This window comes from Meridianimarinicoccus sp. MJW13 (assembly GCF_014901205.1).
Classification (GTDB): domain Bacteria; phylum Pseudomonadota; class Alphaproteobacteria; order Rhodobacterales; family Rhodobacteraceae; genus Meridianimarinicoccus.
This window is the reverse complement of the sequence record NZ_JACNMU010000002.1, coordinates 43,027-56,753: the sequence shown is the minus strand read 5'-3', so window position 1 is coordinate 56,753 and position 13,727 is coordinate 43,027. Positions and strand designations below refer to the sequence as shown.

Sequence of the window (13,727 nt, the reverse complement as noted above, 5' to 3'; positions counted from 1 at the left end):
GAAACTGCCGGGGTCGGCAATCCCGTGTTTACAGGGCGGCGCGATAAATCGCCCGCGCATCCTCCAACGTCAGCGGGCGCGGGTTGTTCACCAGCAGCCGCGTCTGGTTCATGGCGTCACCGGCCAGCCGGTCGATATCATCCACGCCGATGCCGACGCTGCGCAGACCCGGTTGCAGGCCCAGATCGGTGTTCAGCGTCGCCAGCCGCGCGATCAGATCGGCGGTAATGGCCTGGCTGTCGCGGGCCATGTCCATGTCGGGAAACAGATGCGGCGCCAGTTCGGCATAGGCCGGACCGCAGGCGGGCGCATTGAAGCGCATCACATGCGGCAGCACCAGGGCATTGGACAGCCCGTGCGGCACATGGAACAGGCTGCCCACCGGATAAGCCAGCGCATGCACCGCCGCCACCGGCGCATTGGCAAAGGCCTGCCCCGCCAGCATGGACCCCAACGCCATGTTTTCCCGCGCATCGATGTCCGCGCCTTGCTTTACAGCGGTCCGAATGTTCGCCCCCAGAAGCGTCAGCGCCTGCACCGCCAACTGGCGCGAGATCGGGTTGTTGTTGGGGCTGGCCGAGGTATAGGCCTCGATCGCGTGCACCATGGCATCCACGCCGGTGGCGGCGGTGATCGCCGGCGGCAGGCCAAGGGTCAGCATGGCATCCAGCAGCGCGAGATCGGGCAGCAGCAGGGGCGAAACCACGCCCTTTTTCTCTTGCGTGCCGGTGGTCAGGATCGAGATCGGCGTGACCTCGGACCCGGTGCCGGCGGTGGTGGGCACCAGCACCAGCGGCAGACGCCGGCCATGCGCCATGCCGACGCCGTAGATCTCCTCCAACGGTTGATCCGACCGGGCCAGCAACGCCACGACCTTGGCCACATCCATCGACGAACCGCCGCCAAAGCCGATCACCCCCTGCGCGCCACAGTCACGGGCCAGATCCGCCGCGGCCCGCACGGTCTGGGCCTTGGGATCGGGTTCGACACCGTCAAACAGGGTGACGGCGATGCCGCAGGCTGCCAGATCGGCCAGCGCCGGACCGGCAAGATCCAGCCGCATGATGCCGGGATCGGTGACAAGCAGAAGGCGGCGCAGCCCGGCGGTGGCCGGGGTGTCGGCCAGCAGGCGGCCCAGTTGCGCGGCCCCGCCCCGCTGCTGGCGAATGGTGCCTGTGGTGCTGAATGTGAAATCCACGCTGCGCTCCCCCTGTTTCGGGCCAAGAATGCAGGCAAATTCGCGGCCAGATCAAGGGCGGGTGGATCAGCCCAGGTCGGCGTCTGGCCGAGGATCGCTGACCCCAAAACGCCCCCTGCGTCAGGGAGGCGCCTCGCGCGTGGTTGACTTCGCGCCCCAATCCTTCACCCTGCGGGAAATTTCCACGGTGTGGCTGGTCTGATGTCCCGATTTGTTTCTCTTCTCTCTGCCCTGTTTCTCGTTGGTGTACTGGCCTTCCTTGGGGGCATGTGGACGACCCACAAGGACTGGGCCCCCTGGAAAATGCTGAACGACACCAAACAGGCGGTGAAGTCCTGGCGCGCGACGGGATACGTGGTGCCCGATGGCACCTATCTGCGCCGCCCGCCCCGGATGCCCGATGACCGCTATGTGGTGCATCAGGCCGACAAGATCGCGCCGGGCTATCTGCTGATCAACCGCATCGCCAGCCCCGAGCCGGGCTATGTCACCGACCTGATCGACGAAAACGGTGCGGTGCTGCATTCGTGGAAGATCGACCATTCCAAGGTGATCGACGGCGGCACCGAGATGGAATTCGTGCACGCGGTGCGGCCCCTGCCCGACGGCTCGATCCTGGCCAACTTCGATGATGGCTTCGGGATGGCGCGATTCGATGCTTGCGGAGAGCCAATCTGGCGGCGGACGGACGTGGTGTACCACCATTCGCTGACCGAAGATCCCGATCTGGGCGGCTTCTGGACGTGGACGTCGAAATACTGGGATGGCGGCCATGACCAGCAGATGGTGCGGGTGGATGCCGACACCGGCGAGACGCTGGAATCCATCGACCTCGTGCAGGACGTGCTGCTGCCCGACCCCGACGCCCTGATGGCCTTCCGTATCCCCGAGCATTTCCGCTGGAACATGGACGCGAAGACCGACGAGATCCCCGACATCATCCATCCCAACGATGTAGAGGTTCTGCCCGCGGCCTGGGCTGATGCCTTCCCCCAGTTCGAGGCCGGTGATCTGATCATGTCACACCGCGCCATCGACCTTGTCGGCGTCGTCGATCGCCAGACCGGCAAGCTGAAATGGCACAAGGCCGGCCCGTGGGAGCATCAGCACGACGCGGATTTCCATCCCGATGGCACCATCACCGTCTATTCGAACAACACCCATCGCATGCGCTCGACCATTCTTGAGATGGACATGACCACCGGCGTTGTGCGCGACAAGTTCGCGGGCTCGGGCTTCGAATTCGACAGCTACATCATGGGCCAGCAGGAACGTCTGCCCAACGGCAACTGGCTGGTTTCGGCCCCGATGGAAGGCCGGGTGATCGAGCTGACCGCCGAGGGCGAACTGGTGCGCGAAATCTCGAACGTGCTGAGCGGGGATTACAACTCGATCATCACCACCGCCGTGCATGTGGGGCCGGATTTCTTCGACAGCCTGCCCAGCTGCACCAACTAGCACACGGGGTCAGTCCAGCGTGACAGGGCCTGCGGGGCCTTCGATGTCGAAGGACAGGGCGCGCGGCCCGGTGTGCAACCGCACCAGCGGCAACAGGCCAAGCGCCTCCAGCGTCTGGCCGAATGTCTCGGGCGCGGGATGGCGCAGGTGGATGGCGGTCAGGTGCAACCCCTGATCCGGCAGGCGGCTTGCCGGGCCTTGCCCGCCGGGCCATTCGATGAAGGCCGGCAGAAGCCCCGCTTCGGGCAGATGGCCATCGCGCGGCACGGTCAACCGCCACGTCAGATCGCCACGCGCAAGGCTCAACACCTCGCCCAGATCGACCGGGCTGCGGGCCACCACGGCGTCCAGATCATCAACTGCCACAACCCAGCACAACGCGCGGGGACGCGCCGCCAACCGCGCCTGCGTGGCCGGATCATCCAGCGAGAACCAGCGCACACGGCCCGGATCGGGGGCGGCGGGATCGACCGCGATCAGTTCGAAATAGGCCTCGGACCCCAGCCGGGTCAGCCGGTTGTGGGTGCTCATCGCCGGATGCTGGCCCCCTTCGGGCAGAGTCACCCCCAGCCTGCCCTGCAGGGCGTCGGCGCCCTGATCCAGCCGGGCGCAGCCCAGCACGATGTGATCCAGTCGCGGGGTCATGGCGGTGTCAGTCCGGTTCAACCTTGCGCGACGCGGGAAACTCCACCGGTCCGCCGTGCTTTTCCCATGTTGAGAAGCCTTCGCGCAGGTGCGCCGCGTCAAATCCCATGTCCTGCAGGGTGGCCACCGTCAACGCCGACCGCCAGCCCGAGGCGCAGTGGAAGACAAAGGTCTTGTCCTGCTGGCCGAAGATTGTCTTGAAATACGGGCTGTCGGGATCGACCCAGAATTCGACCATGCCGCGCGGCGCGTGGTAACTTCCGGGAATATAGCCCGACCGCTGGCGTTCGCGCACATCGCGGATATCCACGACAATCAGGTTCGGATCGCCCAGACGCGCGATCAGATCCGGCGTCTCGATTTCGGTGATCCGGGCGCGTGCGGTGGCAACCATCTCGGCAACCGGGGTCTGAAGTCTCATGGTTCCGATCCTGTGCTGGCGACAAGAGGTTAACAACAGCGTGCCTTGCCGGGCAGAGTCGTGCAACAGGGCTCGGGCCTTTCCGGGGGTCGTTGGGGCGGATTCGCGCGGCTTGTTCGCGCTATGCGCGAGCCGTCGAGGGCGGCGGCGCGGTTTGGGTCGCTGGACCGCCGCGTCGGATTGCGGTTTCAATCCGCGAAGGCTTGGGTATCCTCGCCGCGAATCCGTGACATGCCCCCAGCACGGGTGCCCCCGCGCCCGCAGCATTGCCAGAAAGTGCGCCCGATGACCGACCTTGCCCCCGCAGGCCCCGCCGACCCCGACCTGTTCTGGATCGACACGCCCGAACATCGCCGCTGGCTGCGGGCGCAGGCCGATGCGATGTTCGACTTCTTCAAGGGGGTGCTGGGGCCGGAGCCGGGGTTCCGGTCGCTCGACTACGACGGCAACCCGCTGACCGACGCCATACAGCCGCTGCATTCGACCACGCGGCTGGTGCATTCCTTTGCCCTGGGCAAACTGCTGGGACGCGAGGATTGCGATGCGATCATCGACCGGGGGATGGATGCGCTGTGGAGCGGCCATCGCGACACCCGGCATGGCGGCTATGTCTGGGGCATCAAGGACCAGGCCATGGCCGACCCGCGCAAGCTTGCCTATGGCCATGTTTTCGTGCTTCTGGCCGGATCCAGCGCCCGGATGGTGGGGCACCCGGATGCCGACCGCCTGATCGCCGATGTGAGCGAGGTTCTGGACCGCCATTTCTGGGAAGAGACGCCGGGGCGGCTGTGCGATGAATACAACCGCGACTGGACACCGTTTTCAGACTATCGCGGCATGAATGCCAACATGCACGGGGCCGAGGGGCTGATGGCGGCCTATGAAGCCACCGGCCGCCAGATCTATCTGGATCGGGCCGGCCGCATTTTCGAGTTCTTCCTGTTCAACAGGGCGCCCGCGCATGGCTGGCGAATCCCCGAACACTATAAAAGCGACTGGTCCGTGGATCTGGAATTTACCGGCGATGCCATGTTCCGCCCGGCGGGCACCACACCGGGGCATTCCTTTGAAATGGGACGACTGCTGCTGCAATACTGGGATCTGACCGGACGGCAGGACGACCGCGTCCCGCAGACCGCGCGCAAACTGATCGATACGGCCTTCGAAGATGCCTGGGATGCCGAAAAGGGCGGACTCTACTATACCCTGAACCATGACGGCAGCCCGCGGATCACCGATCGCTACTGGTGGCCGGTGACCGAGGCCATCGGCGCCTATGCCGCGCTGCTGAAGCTGGAGCGCAACCCGCAAGACGAAGCCCGCTACCGCCAGCTTTGGCAGTTTGCCGCGTCACATTTCATCGATGCAGCGCGGGGCGGCTGGTATCCAGAGGTGGATGCACAAGGCAAGCCCGACGCGACCCAGTTCAAGGGCAAGCCCGACATCTATCACGCGCTTCAGGCCTGCCTGTTTCCGCTCAGCCCGGAACTGTCGCACATCGCGCCCAGCCTGCAGGATCTGCCCCCGGCCTGACCGGGGCGCCGGTCAGGCGGCCGGAACGCGGTCGCCGAACAGGGCAGAGCCGACGCGCACATGGGTGGCGCCAAGGGCGATGGCCTGTTCGAAATCGGCACTCATGCCCATCGAAAGGCCGCTCAGCCCGTTGCGTTCGGCCATCTTGCGCAGCAACGCGAAATGCAGGGCGGGTTCCTCGTCCACCGGCGGGATGCACATCAACCCGTCCAGCGTCAGATCCATGGCGCGGCAGGCCCCGATGAAGGCGTCCAGCGCCTCGGGCAGAACCCCGGCCTTCTGCGGCTCGGCCCCGGTGTTGACCTGCACGAACAGCTTCGGGCACTGCCCGCGTTCCTGCGCCAGATCGGCCAGTTTGCGCGCCAGTTTCTCGCGGTCCAGCGAATGGATGGTACCGAACAGTTCGACCGCCGGGCGCAGCTTGTTTGATTGCAGCGGCCCGACCAGGTGCAGATCCAGCCCGTCGTACTGGTCCAGAAGCGGGGTCCAGCGTCCGGTGGCTTCCTGCACGCGGTTTTCGCCGAAGACGCGATGGCCTTCGCCCAGCACCGCGGTCACCCGGTCCAGCGGCTGAACCTTGGAAATGGCAATCAGCGTGGTGCTGCCTTGCGGCCGGCCGGCAGCGGCTTCGGCCTTGTGGATGCGGTCGGTAATCTCGGCAAGAGGCATGGGCGTCTCATGGCTTCCTGAACATTTCGGGGATGTTCAAACATGCAGGCGCACAAAAGGAAAGAGCGGACCCGAAGGCCCGCTCTCCCAAAACAAGTTCGGTGTTCAGATTAGAACGCGAACTTCAGACCGAAGTCACCGGTGGTGTCGCCGCCGAAGACGCTGGCGATACCGCCAACCAGCGATGCGCCGCCGCCCAGGTCGTAAGCAGCACCGATGCCGTAGTTTTCCAGCTTGTCTTTCTGGATGGTGCCGCCGCCAACAATTTGTGCACCCTTCAGACCTTCAAGGACGCGGTAGTAGGCTGCGACCGAGAACTGACCGAAGTCGCCGATGGCCGACACACCATACTGGTCTGCGTTCTGGCTGCCCTGCTTGATCTCGCCGTAGGCACCTTTCAGCGTGATGTTCGCGAAGGTCACGTAGGCCTGACCGATCAGCTGCTCGGTGTCTTCGTTCACGCCGCGGAAGATGGTGATGTCCTGATCGTCGATGCTGATCTGAACGTTGCCGCCTTCAGGCAGGTATTCGTAGCCGAGGCCAACGCCCCACATGCCACCGTCCCAGCCGGCGCCCAGTGCGTATTCCTGGTCGTCCGACAGCGACAGACCCAGGGTCAGGCCTTCCCATGCGTAGGTGTACAGAGCCGACGGATCGTTGGCGCCGAACAGGTACAGCATTTCGTTCTGGTCAAACAGACCCTGCAGCGAGATCATGTCCAGGTCGCCAACAACGGTCTCGGCTGCGCCGTCCACGTCACCCATTGCCAGGGTGCCGAAGGTGTCGGACGAGATGAAGACGTCGCCCGAGGTACCGAAACGGCCACCCAGTGCGTTGTCGGCACGGATCGAGCCGCCGAAGGTCATGCCGCCATCGGTTTCACCCGAAGCTGCGAACTTGATGCGGATCCGGCTGTTGAACTGCCAGTTCTGCTCTTCGCCGTAGCTGTCGACACGTGCGAAGTTGTCATCGTAGTAGACAACACCCATACGGCCGTCGCCCGAAACTTTGACGTCTGCGGCTGCGATACCCGCGGTTACGACCAGTGCGGTCGAGGCAAGAAGAATCTTTTTCATCGGTTCCCTCGTAGATAAAGGTGGTCCTCAAATCGGGAGCACCCGTTTGAGCTGGACCCTATCTCTCGCTTTCCGGCGCCCAAAACAAGAAGCACCGAAAGCAACCGCAAATCATGATCCTGAATTGGTGCAGCTTTGCCACAGTGAAGCCGGGGCCGCGGCGTCTCTGCAGGCGGATGCAGCGGCCTTTGGCTTGTCCGCGGCAAGGGGGTCGGCTAGGGATTGCAGGACATCAGGATCAGGAACGACGCGCATGACCTTTAAAACCAGTCGCCCCTTTCTGTGCACGGTATTGATCTGTGCCGGGCTGGCGTCCTGTGGCCCGACCGGGCAGCAGGTGACCGAGGTGCCGCTGGCCGGGGATGATCCGGTGCCCGAATCGACCCTGTGGGACCTGTTCCAGAATGTTGACGATCCCAATGTCACGCTGGAAGTGAACCGGTACCTGTGGACCGCCGCGCTGGAGGTGCTGGACTTCATGCCGGTCGAAGCCTCCGATCCGTTTTCCGGTGTCATCGTGATGGGCTATGGCACGCCGCCCGGCGGCAGCCGCGCCTATCGCGCCACCGTCTATGTGCAGGATCCCGCACTGGATGCCCGGTCGCTGAACCTGGCGCTGTCGACCCGGTCGGGCCCCGCATCGCCGGAAACCGTGCGCGCGGTGGAAGATGCGATTCTGACTCACGCCCGCATGCTGCGCATCCGCGACCAGAACCTGTAACGCCGATTCGGGGGCCGCAGTGTCCGGCCGGTGTGCTCAAGACCAAGATTCAGAAAGAACCGCCATGTCGCGATACGACGCCGCCACCATCGAAGCAAAATGGCAGCAGGCCTGGGACGAGGCCGAGGTGTTCCGGGCCCGGCCCGACCCGGACCGTCCCAAGTATTACGTGCTTGAGATGTTCCCCTATCCGTCCGGCAACCTGCACATGGGCCATGTGCGCAACTACGCCATGGGCGACGTGGTGGCGCGCTACAAGGCGGCGCAGGGATTCTCGGTCATGCATCCGATGGGCTGGGACGCCTTCGGCCTGCCGGCGGAAAACGCCGCGATCGAGCGCAATATCCATCCCGGCGAATGGACCTATGCCAATATCGCCAACATGAAGCAGCAGTTCGCCAGTCTCGGGCTGTCGCTGGACTGGTCCCGCGAATTCGCCACCTGCGACCCGGACTATTACGGCCAGCAACAGGCACTGTTCATCGACTTTCTCGACAAGGGTCTGGTCTATCGCAAGAACGCGGTGGTGAACTGGGATCCGGTGGACATGACCGTTCTGGCCAACGAGCAGGTCGAGAACGGGCGCGGCTGGCGCTCGGGCGCGCTGGTCGAACGCAAGGAACTGACCCAGTGGTTCTTCCGCATTTCCGAGCATTCCGAAGAGCTGCTGACCGCCCTGGACGGGCTGACCGACTGGCCCGAGAAGGTGCGCTCCATGCAGGCCAACTGGATCGGCAAGAGCCAGGGCCTGCGCTTTGCCTTCGACCTAACCGCCCCGGCGGGCGGCCAGGAGAAGATCGAGGTCTACACCACCCGGCCCGACACGCTGATGGGTGCCAGCTTTGTCGGCATCTCGCCGGACCACCCGCTGGCCCGTGCGCTGGAAGCCGAAAACCCCGAGATCGCCGAATTCTGCGCCGAATGCCGTCGCATGGGCACCTCGGAGGCGGATCTGGAAACCGCCGAGAAGAAGGGATTCGACACCGGGCTGAAAGCGCGCCACCCCCTTGATCCGTCGTGGGAATTGCCGGTCTGGATCGCCAATTTCATCCTGATGGACTATGGCACCGGCGCGATCTTCGCCTGTCCGGCCCACGACCAGCGCGATTTCGAGTTCTCGCGCAAATACGGCCTGCCGATCAAATCGGTCTTCGTGCCTGCCGACGCGCCTGCGGAAGCCGGGCCTGAGTATTTGGACCAAGAAGAAGAGGCCTTCGTGCCCGCGAAAACCGACGCGGTGCGCTATGTCATGGGGTTCGCCGGCACGCCCACCACCGGTGAAGAGGGCGTCGCGGCGGCCATCGCGGCGGCGGAATCCGCCGGTTGGGGCGCGGGCGTGACCCAGTTCAGGCTGCGCGACTGGGGGTTGTCGCGTCAGCGTTACTGGGGCTGTCCGATCCCCGTTGTGCATTGCGAGGCCTGCGGCGTGGTGCCCGAGAAGAAGGAAAACCTGCCCGTCCGCCTGCCCGAGGACGTGGAGTTCGACCGCCCCGGCAACCCGCTGGACCGGCATCCGACCTGGCGCGATGTGCCCTGCCCCGCGTGCGGGGCTGCCGCCAAGCGCGAAACCGACACGATGGACACCTTCGTCGACAGCTCGTGGTACTACGCACGGTTCACCTCGCCGGGGGCGGCGACGCCCACCGACCGGGCCGAGGCGGACTACTGGATGAACGTCGACCAGTATATCGGCGGCATCGAGCACGCGATTCTGCATCTGCTCTATTCGCGGTTCTTTGCCCGCGCCATGGTGATCTGTGGCTACCTGCCCGAAAGCGCGAAGGAACCGTTCAACGCGCTGTTCACGCAAGGCATGGTCACCCATGAGATCTATCAGACCCGCGACGACCGGGGCCGCCCGGTGTATCACCTGCCGTCCGAGGTGACCGATGGCAAGCTGGAAAACGGCACCGAGGTGGAGGTGATTCCCTCGGCCAAGATGTCGAAATCCAAGAAGAATGTCGTCGATCCGGTGGCCATCGTCACGCGCTTCGGCGCCGATACCGCGCGCTGGTTCATGCTGTCGGACAGCCCGCCAGAGCGCGACGTGGAATGGACCTCGGCCGGGGCTGAAAGCGCCTTCAAGCATCTGTCGCGGGTCTGGCGCATGACCAGCGAGCTGGCCGCCCATGCCGAGGCCGGCGGAGAGATCGGCGACGACGATCTGGCCCGCGCCACCGCCCGCGCCATCCGCGACGTGACCGAGGGGATCGAGGGCTTTGCCTTCAACACCTCGGTGGCCAAGCTTTATGGGTTCACCAACACGCTGCACAAATCGAAGGCGCCCAATGCCGACCGGGTCCGCGCCCTGCGGGTGATGGCGCAACTGATGTCGCCGATGACCCCGCATTTGGCCGAGGAAATCTGGTCGCTGCTGCAGGGCGAAGGACTGGTCGCGCAGGCCACCTGGCCCAAGGCCGATCCGGCGCTGCTGGTCGAAGCCAATGTCACTCTGCCGATCCAGATCAACGGCAAGCGCAAGGCCGAAATCTCGGTCGCCAAGGACATGCCCAAGGCCGAGATCGAGGCCCTGGTTCTGGCCCATGAGGCGGTGCAGAAGGCCTTGGCCGGCAGCGCGCCGAAAAAGCTGATCGTGGTGCCGGGGCGCATCGTCAATGTGGTGGTCTGAGACCAGCCCCGGCCCGACAAGGCGCGGCGCGCTGGCCGCGCTGGCGGCGGTCCTTGTGACCTCGGCCTGTGAATTCACGCCGGTATACGCGCCCGGCGGACAGGGCGCGGCCCTGTCGGGCAACGTCGATGTAGCTTTCCAGAACGGCAATGTGGAGTTTTCTCTGGGGCAGGCGTTGCAGGATCGGCTGGGGCCGCCGCAATCGCCGCGCTACCGGCTGAGCTATACCCTGCGCACGCGCTCCGAACGGGTGGCGATCACCACCGCGCAAAGCACCAACCAGTTCAACCTGATCGGCGTTGCGACCTATCAGCTGGTCGACACTTCGACCGGCGGCGTTGCGATGTCGGGACGGGTGGACGGGTTTTCCAGCTACAACTCGTCGGGCATCTCGGTCTCGACACAGGCGGCCGAGCGCGATGGCTATGACCGCCTGACGGTGATTCTGGCCGACAAGATCATGTCACGCCTGATTTCCGGGCCGGAGTTGTCGCGGTGAAGCTATCGGCGCGGGATGCGACCGGGTATTTCGCCCGACCGGACCCGAAGAAGGCGGGGCTGCTGATCTATGGTCCCGACGCCATGCGCGTGGCGCTGAAACGCCAGCAGGTCATCGCCGCGCTTGTAGGGCCGGAAGGCGAGGCCGAAATGCGGCTGACGCGGCTGGCCCCCGGCGATCTGCGTGGCGATCCGGCGGCGCTGGGGGATGCGACCCGTGCGGCGGGGTTCTTTCCTGGCCCGCGCGTGGTCTTCGTGGACATGGCCCCTGAAAGCCTGGCCGGGGCCGTGAAATCCGCGCTGGAGGCCTGGCAGCCCGGCGATGCGCAGATCATCCTGACCGCCGGCAATCTGAAAAAGTCCTCGGCCCTGCGCAAGCTGTTCGAGACGCACAAAGCGGTCTATGCGGCGGCGGTCTATGCCGATCCGCCCAGCCGTGCCGAGATCGAGGCCGCGCTGGCGCAGGCCGGACTGCGGGATCTGCCGCGCGCGGCGATGGACGATCTGGTGGCGCTGGCCGAAACCCTCGACCCCGGCGATTTCGCACAGAACGTGGAAAAGCTGGCGCTGTACAAGCTGAACGATCCCGCGCCGGTCAGCGGCGAGGACATTGCCGCCATCGCCCCCCTGTCCACCGAGGCCGAGGTCGATCAGCTTCTGGCGGTGGTGGCGGGCGGACGCGCCGATGCGCTGGCCAGCACCCTGCGGCGGCTGAAGGATCAGGGCGTCGCGCCGGTAACCCTGTGCATCGGCGCGCTGATGCATTTCCGCACCCTGCACATGATCGCCGCCCATCCCGGTGGCGTGTCCGAAGGCGTCGCCCGGTTGCGCCCGCCGCTGTTCGGCCCGCGCCGCAACGCCATGCAACGGCAGGCCCAGCACTGGGGGGCCGCGCGGCTGGAAGAGGCGCTGGCGGTGCTGGTCGAGACCGATCTGGCGCTGCGCGCGGCCGGGGCCAACGCGCCGCAGGCCGCATTGATGGAACGCGCCCTGTTCCGCCTGACATATCTGGGGAGACGTTGAACCATGTACACCGTGATCGGACTGCCGCGCACCCGCACCTTCCGCGTGATCTGGATGCTGGAGGAAGCCGGGCTGGACTATGACCTGATCCCGGCACCGCCGCAATCGGACCGGGTGGTTGCCCACAACGATCTGGGCAAGGTGCCGATCCTGCTGGTCGAGGGCGAGGCGCTGACCGACAGCACCGCGATCCTGAACTTTCTGGCCGACCGGCACGAGGTGTTGACCTATCCCGCAGGCTCGATGGAGCGCGCGCGCCAGGATGGGCTGATGCATTTCCTGCTGGATCAGTTCGATGCGGCCCTGTGGACCGCCGCGCGGCACAGTTTCATCCTGCCCGAGGAACACCGGATGCCCGCCATCAAGGACAGCCTGCGGTGGGAGATGCGAAGCTCGGCCAAGGCGCTGGCCCGGCGCATCGGCGACGGCCCCTACCTGATGGGCGAAGTTCTGACCGTCCCCGACATCCTTGCAGCCCACTGCATGAGCTGGGCCAATGTGGCGAAATTTGACCTGAACCTGCCGGAATTGAACGACTATCTGGCCCGGATGCAGGCCCGACCGGCCTATAGGGCGGCGGTGGCGCGCGGGCAGGCGGCGCTCAACTCAGACGCGGGCTGATCTCGACGCCTGCGTCCAGCGTCCCGCCTGACAGCCACGCCCCGGCAGCGCGCCCTGCGTGACGCCCCGTGGCCAGACAACCGGTCAGCAAATAGCCCCCCGTGGGCGCTTCCCAATCCAGCATTTCCCCGGCACAGAAGGTGCCGGGCCGGGCCGTCAGCATCAGCCCGTCATCCAGCGCCGCACGCGGCACCCCCCCGGCGGTGGAAATCGCCTCGTCCAGCGGGCGCAGTCCGGCGTGGGCGATGGGCAAGGCCTTGATGCAGTGCGCCAACCCCTCGGGTGTGTCGGGCAGCGGGCGGCCGAACTCCTGCAACAGGGCCAGCCGTGCCGGGTCCAGCTTCAGGCTCTTGCGCAGATGGGCGGCCACCGTGGCCTTGCCGCGCGGGCGGGCCAGCCGTGCGGTGATCCATGCGGCTTCGCGATCGGGCAGAAGATCAGCGTGCAGCGCGGCCCCTGCCCGGATCTGCTGGCTGAGCGGATAGACCCCGCCGCCTTCCAGCCCGCGTGCCGAGATCACGAATTCGCCGCGCGACAGCACCGTCCCGGCGCGCAGGGCCGCACCCTTTACCGGGGCGCCGAAGTGGCGGGCCATGTGCGGCGACCAATCGATGCGGATCCCGGCATTGGCCGGGGCAAACGGGGTCAGCGCGATGCCCGCGCCTTCAAGGATCGCGGCCCAGGCCCCGTCCGAGCCCAGCCGCGCCCAGCTTGCCCCGCCCAGCGCCAGAACCGTGGCATCGGCCAGTACCCGGCGCGGCCTTTCGGGCGTGTCGAACAACACCGCCGCACCATCCCAGCCAGTCCAGCGCCAGCGCGTGCGCCTCTCGACCCCCAGCGCGCCCAGCCTTGCGGCCCAGGCCCGCACCAATGGCGAGGCTTTCATTGCCTTGGGAAACACCCGGCCGGTGGAACCGGTGAACACCGGCTGACCCAGCCCGCGTGCCCAGTCCTGCACCGCGTCGGGACCGAAGCCCTCCAGCATCGGCGCCAACCAGTCGGCCGCTGTGCCATAGGCCACCCGGAACTGCGCCGGATCCTCGGCCTTGGTCAGGTTCAGCCCGGACTTGCCCGCCATCAGCAGCTTGCGCGCGATCGACGGCTTGGCCTCGACCAGCACCACGCGGTGACCCGCCTGCGCCAGCATCTCGGCGGCCATCAGCCCGGCCGGACCGGCGCCGATGATCAATGCCTCAACCTGCTCTTGTCCTGCGGCCATGATGCGCCATCCTTGC

13 protein-coding genes are annotated in these 13,727 nt (G+C 65.9%); 7 read left to right on the top strand and 6 right to left on the bottom strand.

The genetic code is table 11. The features are described 5' to 3' along the window. Positions 1-28: 28 nt before the first annotated feature. Entirely contained in the window at positions 29-1,198 is a 1,170-nt protein-coding gene (locus H8B03_RS03165; protein WP_193140248.1) for an iron-containing alcohol dehydrogenase, read from the bottom strand. A 201-nt stretch (positions 1,199-1,399) separates the two neighbouring features. Between H8B03_RS03165 and H8B03_RS03160 the strand changes: the two genes are divergently transcribed. After that, the gene (locus H8B03_RS03160) at positions 1,400-2,656 is read left to right on the top strand and encodes an arylsulfotransferase family protein (protein WP_193140246.1); all 1,257 of its coding nucleotides are present in this window, start codon (positions 1,400-1,402) and stop codon (positions 2,654-2,656) included. A gap of 9 nt (positions 2,657-2,665) precedes the next feature. Here the strand turns inward: H8B03_RS03160 and H8B03_RS03155 are convergent, their stop codons facing one another. After that, entirely contained in the window at positions 2,666-3,301 is a 636-nt protein-coding gene (locus tag H8B03_RS03155; protein WP_193140244.1) for a VOC family protein, read from the bottom strand. Positions 3,302-3,308: 7 nt separating this feature from the next. Continuing rightward, complete coding sequence (locus H8B03_RS03150; protein ID WP_193140242.1) at positions 3,309-3,722, bottom strand: rhodanese-like domain-containing protein; 414 nt, start codon at positions 3,720-3,722, stop codon at positions 3,309-3,311. Between the two features lie 285 nt (positions 3,723-4,007). On the opposite strand from H8B03_RS03150, the gene H8B03_RS03145 reads away from it, so the two are divergent. After that, the gene (locus tag H8B03_RS03145) at positions 4,008-5,255 is read left to right on the top strand and encodes an AGE family epimerase/isomerase (protein ID WP_193140239.1); all 1,248 of its coding nucleotides are present in this window, start codon (positions 4,008-4,010) and stop codon (positions 5,253-5,255) included. A 12-nt stretch (positions 5,256-5,267) separates the two neighbouring features. Here the strand turns inward: H8B03_RS03145 and H8B03_RS03140 are convergent, their stop codons facing one another. Then, positions 5,268-5,924, bottom strand: a complete 657-nt coding sequence (locus H8B03_RS03140; protein ID WP_193140237.1) for a YggS family pyridoxal phosphate-dependent enzyme — start codon at positions 5,922-5,924, stop codon at positions 5,268-5,270. A gap of 110 nt (positions 5,925-6,034) precedes the next feature. Beyond that, the gene (locus H8B03_RS03135; RefSeq protein ID WP_193140235.1) at positions 6,035-7,000 is read right to left on the bottom strand and encodes a porin; all 966 of its coding nucleotides are present in this window, start codon (positions 6,998-7,000) and stop codon (positions 6,035-6,037) included. Between the two features lie 253 nt (positions 7,001-7,253). Between H8B03_RS03135 and H8B03_RS03130 the strand changes: the two genes are divergently transcribed. From H8B03_RS03130 to H8B03_RS03110, 5 genes are all read left to right on the top strand, one after another. Beyond that, positions 7,254-7,721, top strand: coding sequence for a DUF3576 domain-containing protein (locus H8B03_RS03130; RefSeq protein ID WP_193140234.1), 468 nt, complete (start codon positions 7,254-7,256; stop codon positions 7,719-7,721). A gap of 64 nt (positions 7,722-7,785) precedes the next feature. Next, positions 7,786-10,350 carry a leucine--tRNA ligase gene (gene leuS, locus H8B03_RS03125; RefSeq protein ID WP_193140232.1) on the top strand — a complete coding sequence of 855 codons (2,565 nt, stop codon included), beginning with the start codon at positions 7,786-7,788 and terminating at the stop codon, positions 10,348-10,350. Continuing rightward, positions 10,337-10,849 carry an LPS assembly lipoprotein LptE gene (gene lptE, locus H8B03_RS03120; RefSeq protein WP_193140231.1) on the top strand — a complete coding sequence of 171 codons (513 nt, stop codon included), beginning with the start codon at positions 10,337-10,339 and terminating at the stop codon, positions 10,847-10,849. Before leuS ends, lptE begins: the two co-directional genes overlap by 14 nt. Next, positions 10,846-11,871, top strand: a complete 1,026-nt coding sequence (holA, locus tag H8B03_RS03115) for a DNA polymerase III subunit delta (protein WP_193140229.1) — start codon at positions 10,846-10,848, stop codon at positions 11,869-11,871. The genes lptE and holA overlap by 4 nt, the downstream gene beginning before the upstream one ends. 3 nt (positions 11,872-11,874) lie before the next feature. Continuing rightward, complete coding sequence (locus tag H8B03_RS03110; protein WP_193140227.1) at positions 11,875-12,492, top strand: glutathione S-transferase family protein; 618 nt, start codon at positions 11,875-11,877, stop codon at positions 12,490-12,492. Here the strand turns inward: H8B03_RS03110 and H8B03_RS03105 are convergent. After that, positions 12,473-13,711 (bottom strand): TIGR03862 family flavoprotein, encoded by a 1,239-nt coding sequence (locus tag H8B03_RS03105; RefSeq protein ID WP_193140225.1) that lies wholly within the window; start codon positions 13,709-13,711, stop codon positions 12,473-12,475. The genes H8B03_RS03110 and H8B03_RS03105 overlap by 20 nt on opposite strands. Positions 13,712-13,727 lie beyond the last annotated feature (16 nt).

What these genes read in the sequence shown, in the direction of transcription:
- H8B03_RS03160 (WP_193140246.1), top strand. Translation starts at nt 1,400, where the DNA reads ATGTCCCGATTTGTTTCTCTTCTCTCTGCCCTGTTTCTCGTTGGTGTA.
- H8B03_RS03155 (WP_193140244.1), bottom strand. Translation starts at nt 3,301, where the DNA reads ATGACCCCGCGACTGGATCACATCGTGCTGGGCTGCGCCCGGCTGGAT.
- H8B03_RS03150 (WP_193140242.1), bottom strand. Translation starts at nt 3,722, where the DNA reads ATGAGACTTCAGACCCCGGTTGCCGAGATGGTTGCCACCGCACGCGCC.
- H8B03_RS03145 (WP_193140239.1), top strand. Translation starts at nt 4,008, where the DNA reads ATGACCGACCTTGCCCCCGCAGGCCCCGCCGACCCCGACCTGTTCTGG.
- H8B03_RS03140 (WP_193140237.1), bottom strand. Translation starts at nt 5,924, where the DNA reads ATGCCTCTTGCCGAGATTACCGACCGCATCCACAAGGCCGAAGCCGCT.
- H8B03_RS03135 (WP_193140235.1), bottom strand. Translation starts at nt 7,000, where the DNA reads ATGAAAAAGATTCTTCTTGCCTCGACCGCACTGGTCGTAACCGCGGGT.
- H8B03_RS03130 (WP_193140234.1), top strand. Translation starts at nt 7,254, where the DNA reads ATGACCTTTAAAACCAGTCGCCCCTTTCTGTGCACGGTATTGATCTGT.
- leuS (WP_193140232.1), top strand. Translation starts at nt 7,786, where the DNA reads ATGTCGCGATACGACGCCGCCACCATCGAAGCAAAATGGCAGCAGGCC.
- lptE (WP_193140231.1), top strand. Translation starts at nt 10,337, where the DNA reads ATGTGGTGGTCTGAGACCAGCCCCGGCCCGACAAGGCGCGGCGCGCTG.
- H8B03_RS03110 (WP_193140227.1), top strand. Translation starts at nt 11,875, where the DNA reads ATGTACACCGTGATCGGACTGCCGCGCACCCGCACCTTCCGCGTGATC.
- H8B03_RS03105 (WP_193140225.1), bottom strand. Translation starts at nt 13,711, where the DNA reads ATGGCCGCAGGACAAGAGCAGGTTGAGGCATTGATCATCGGCGCCGGT.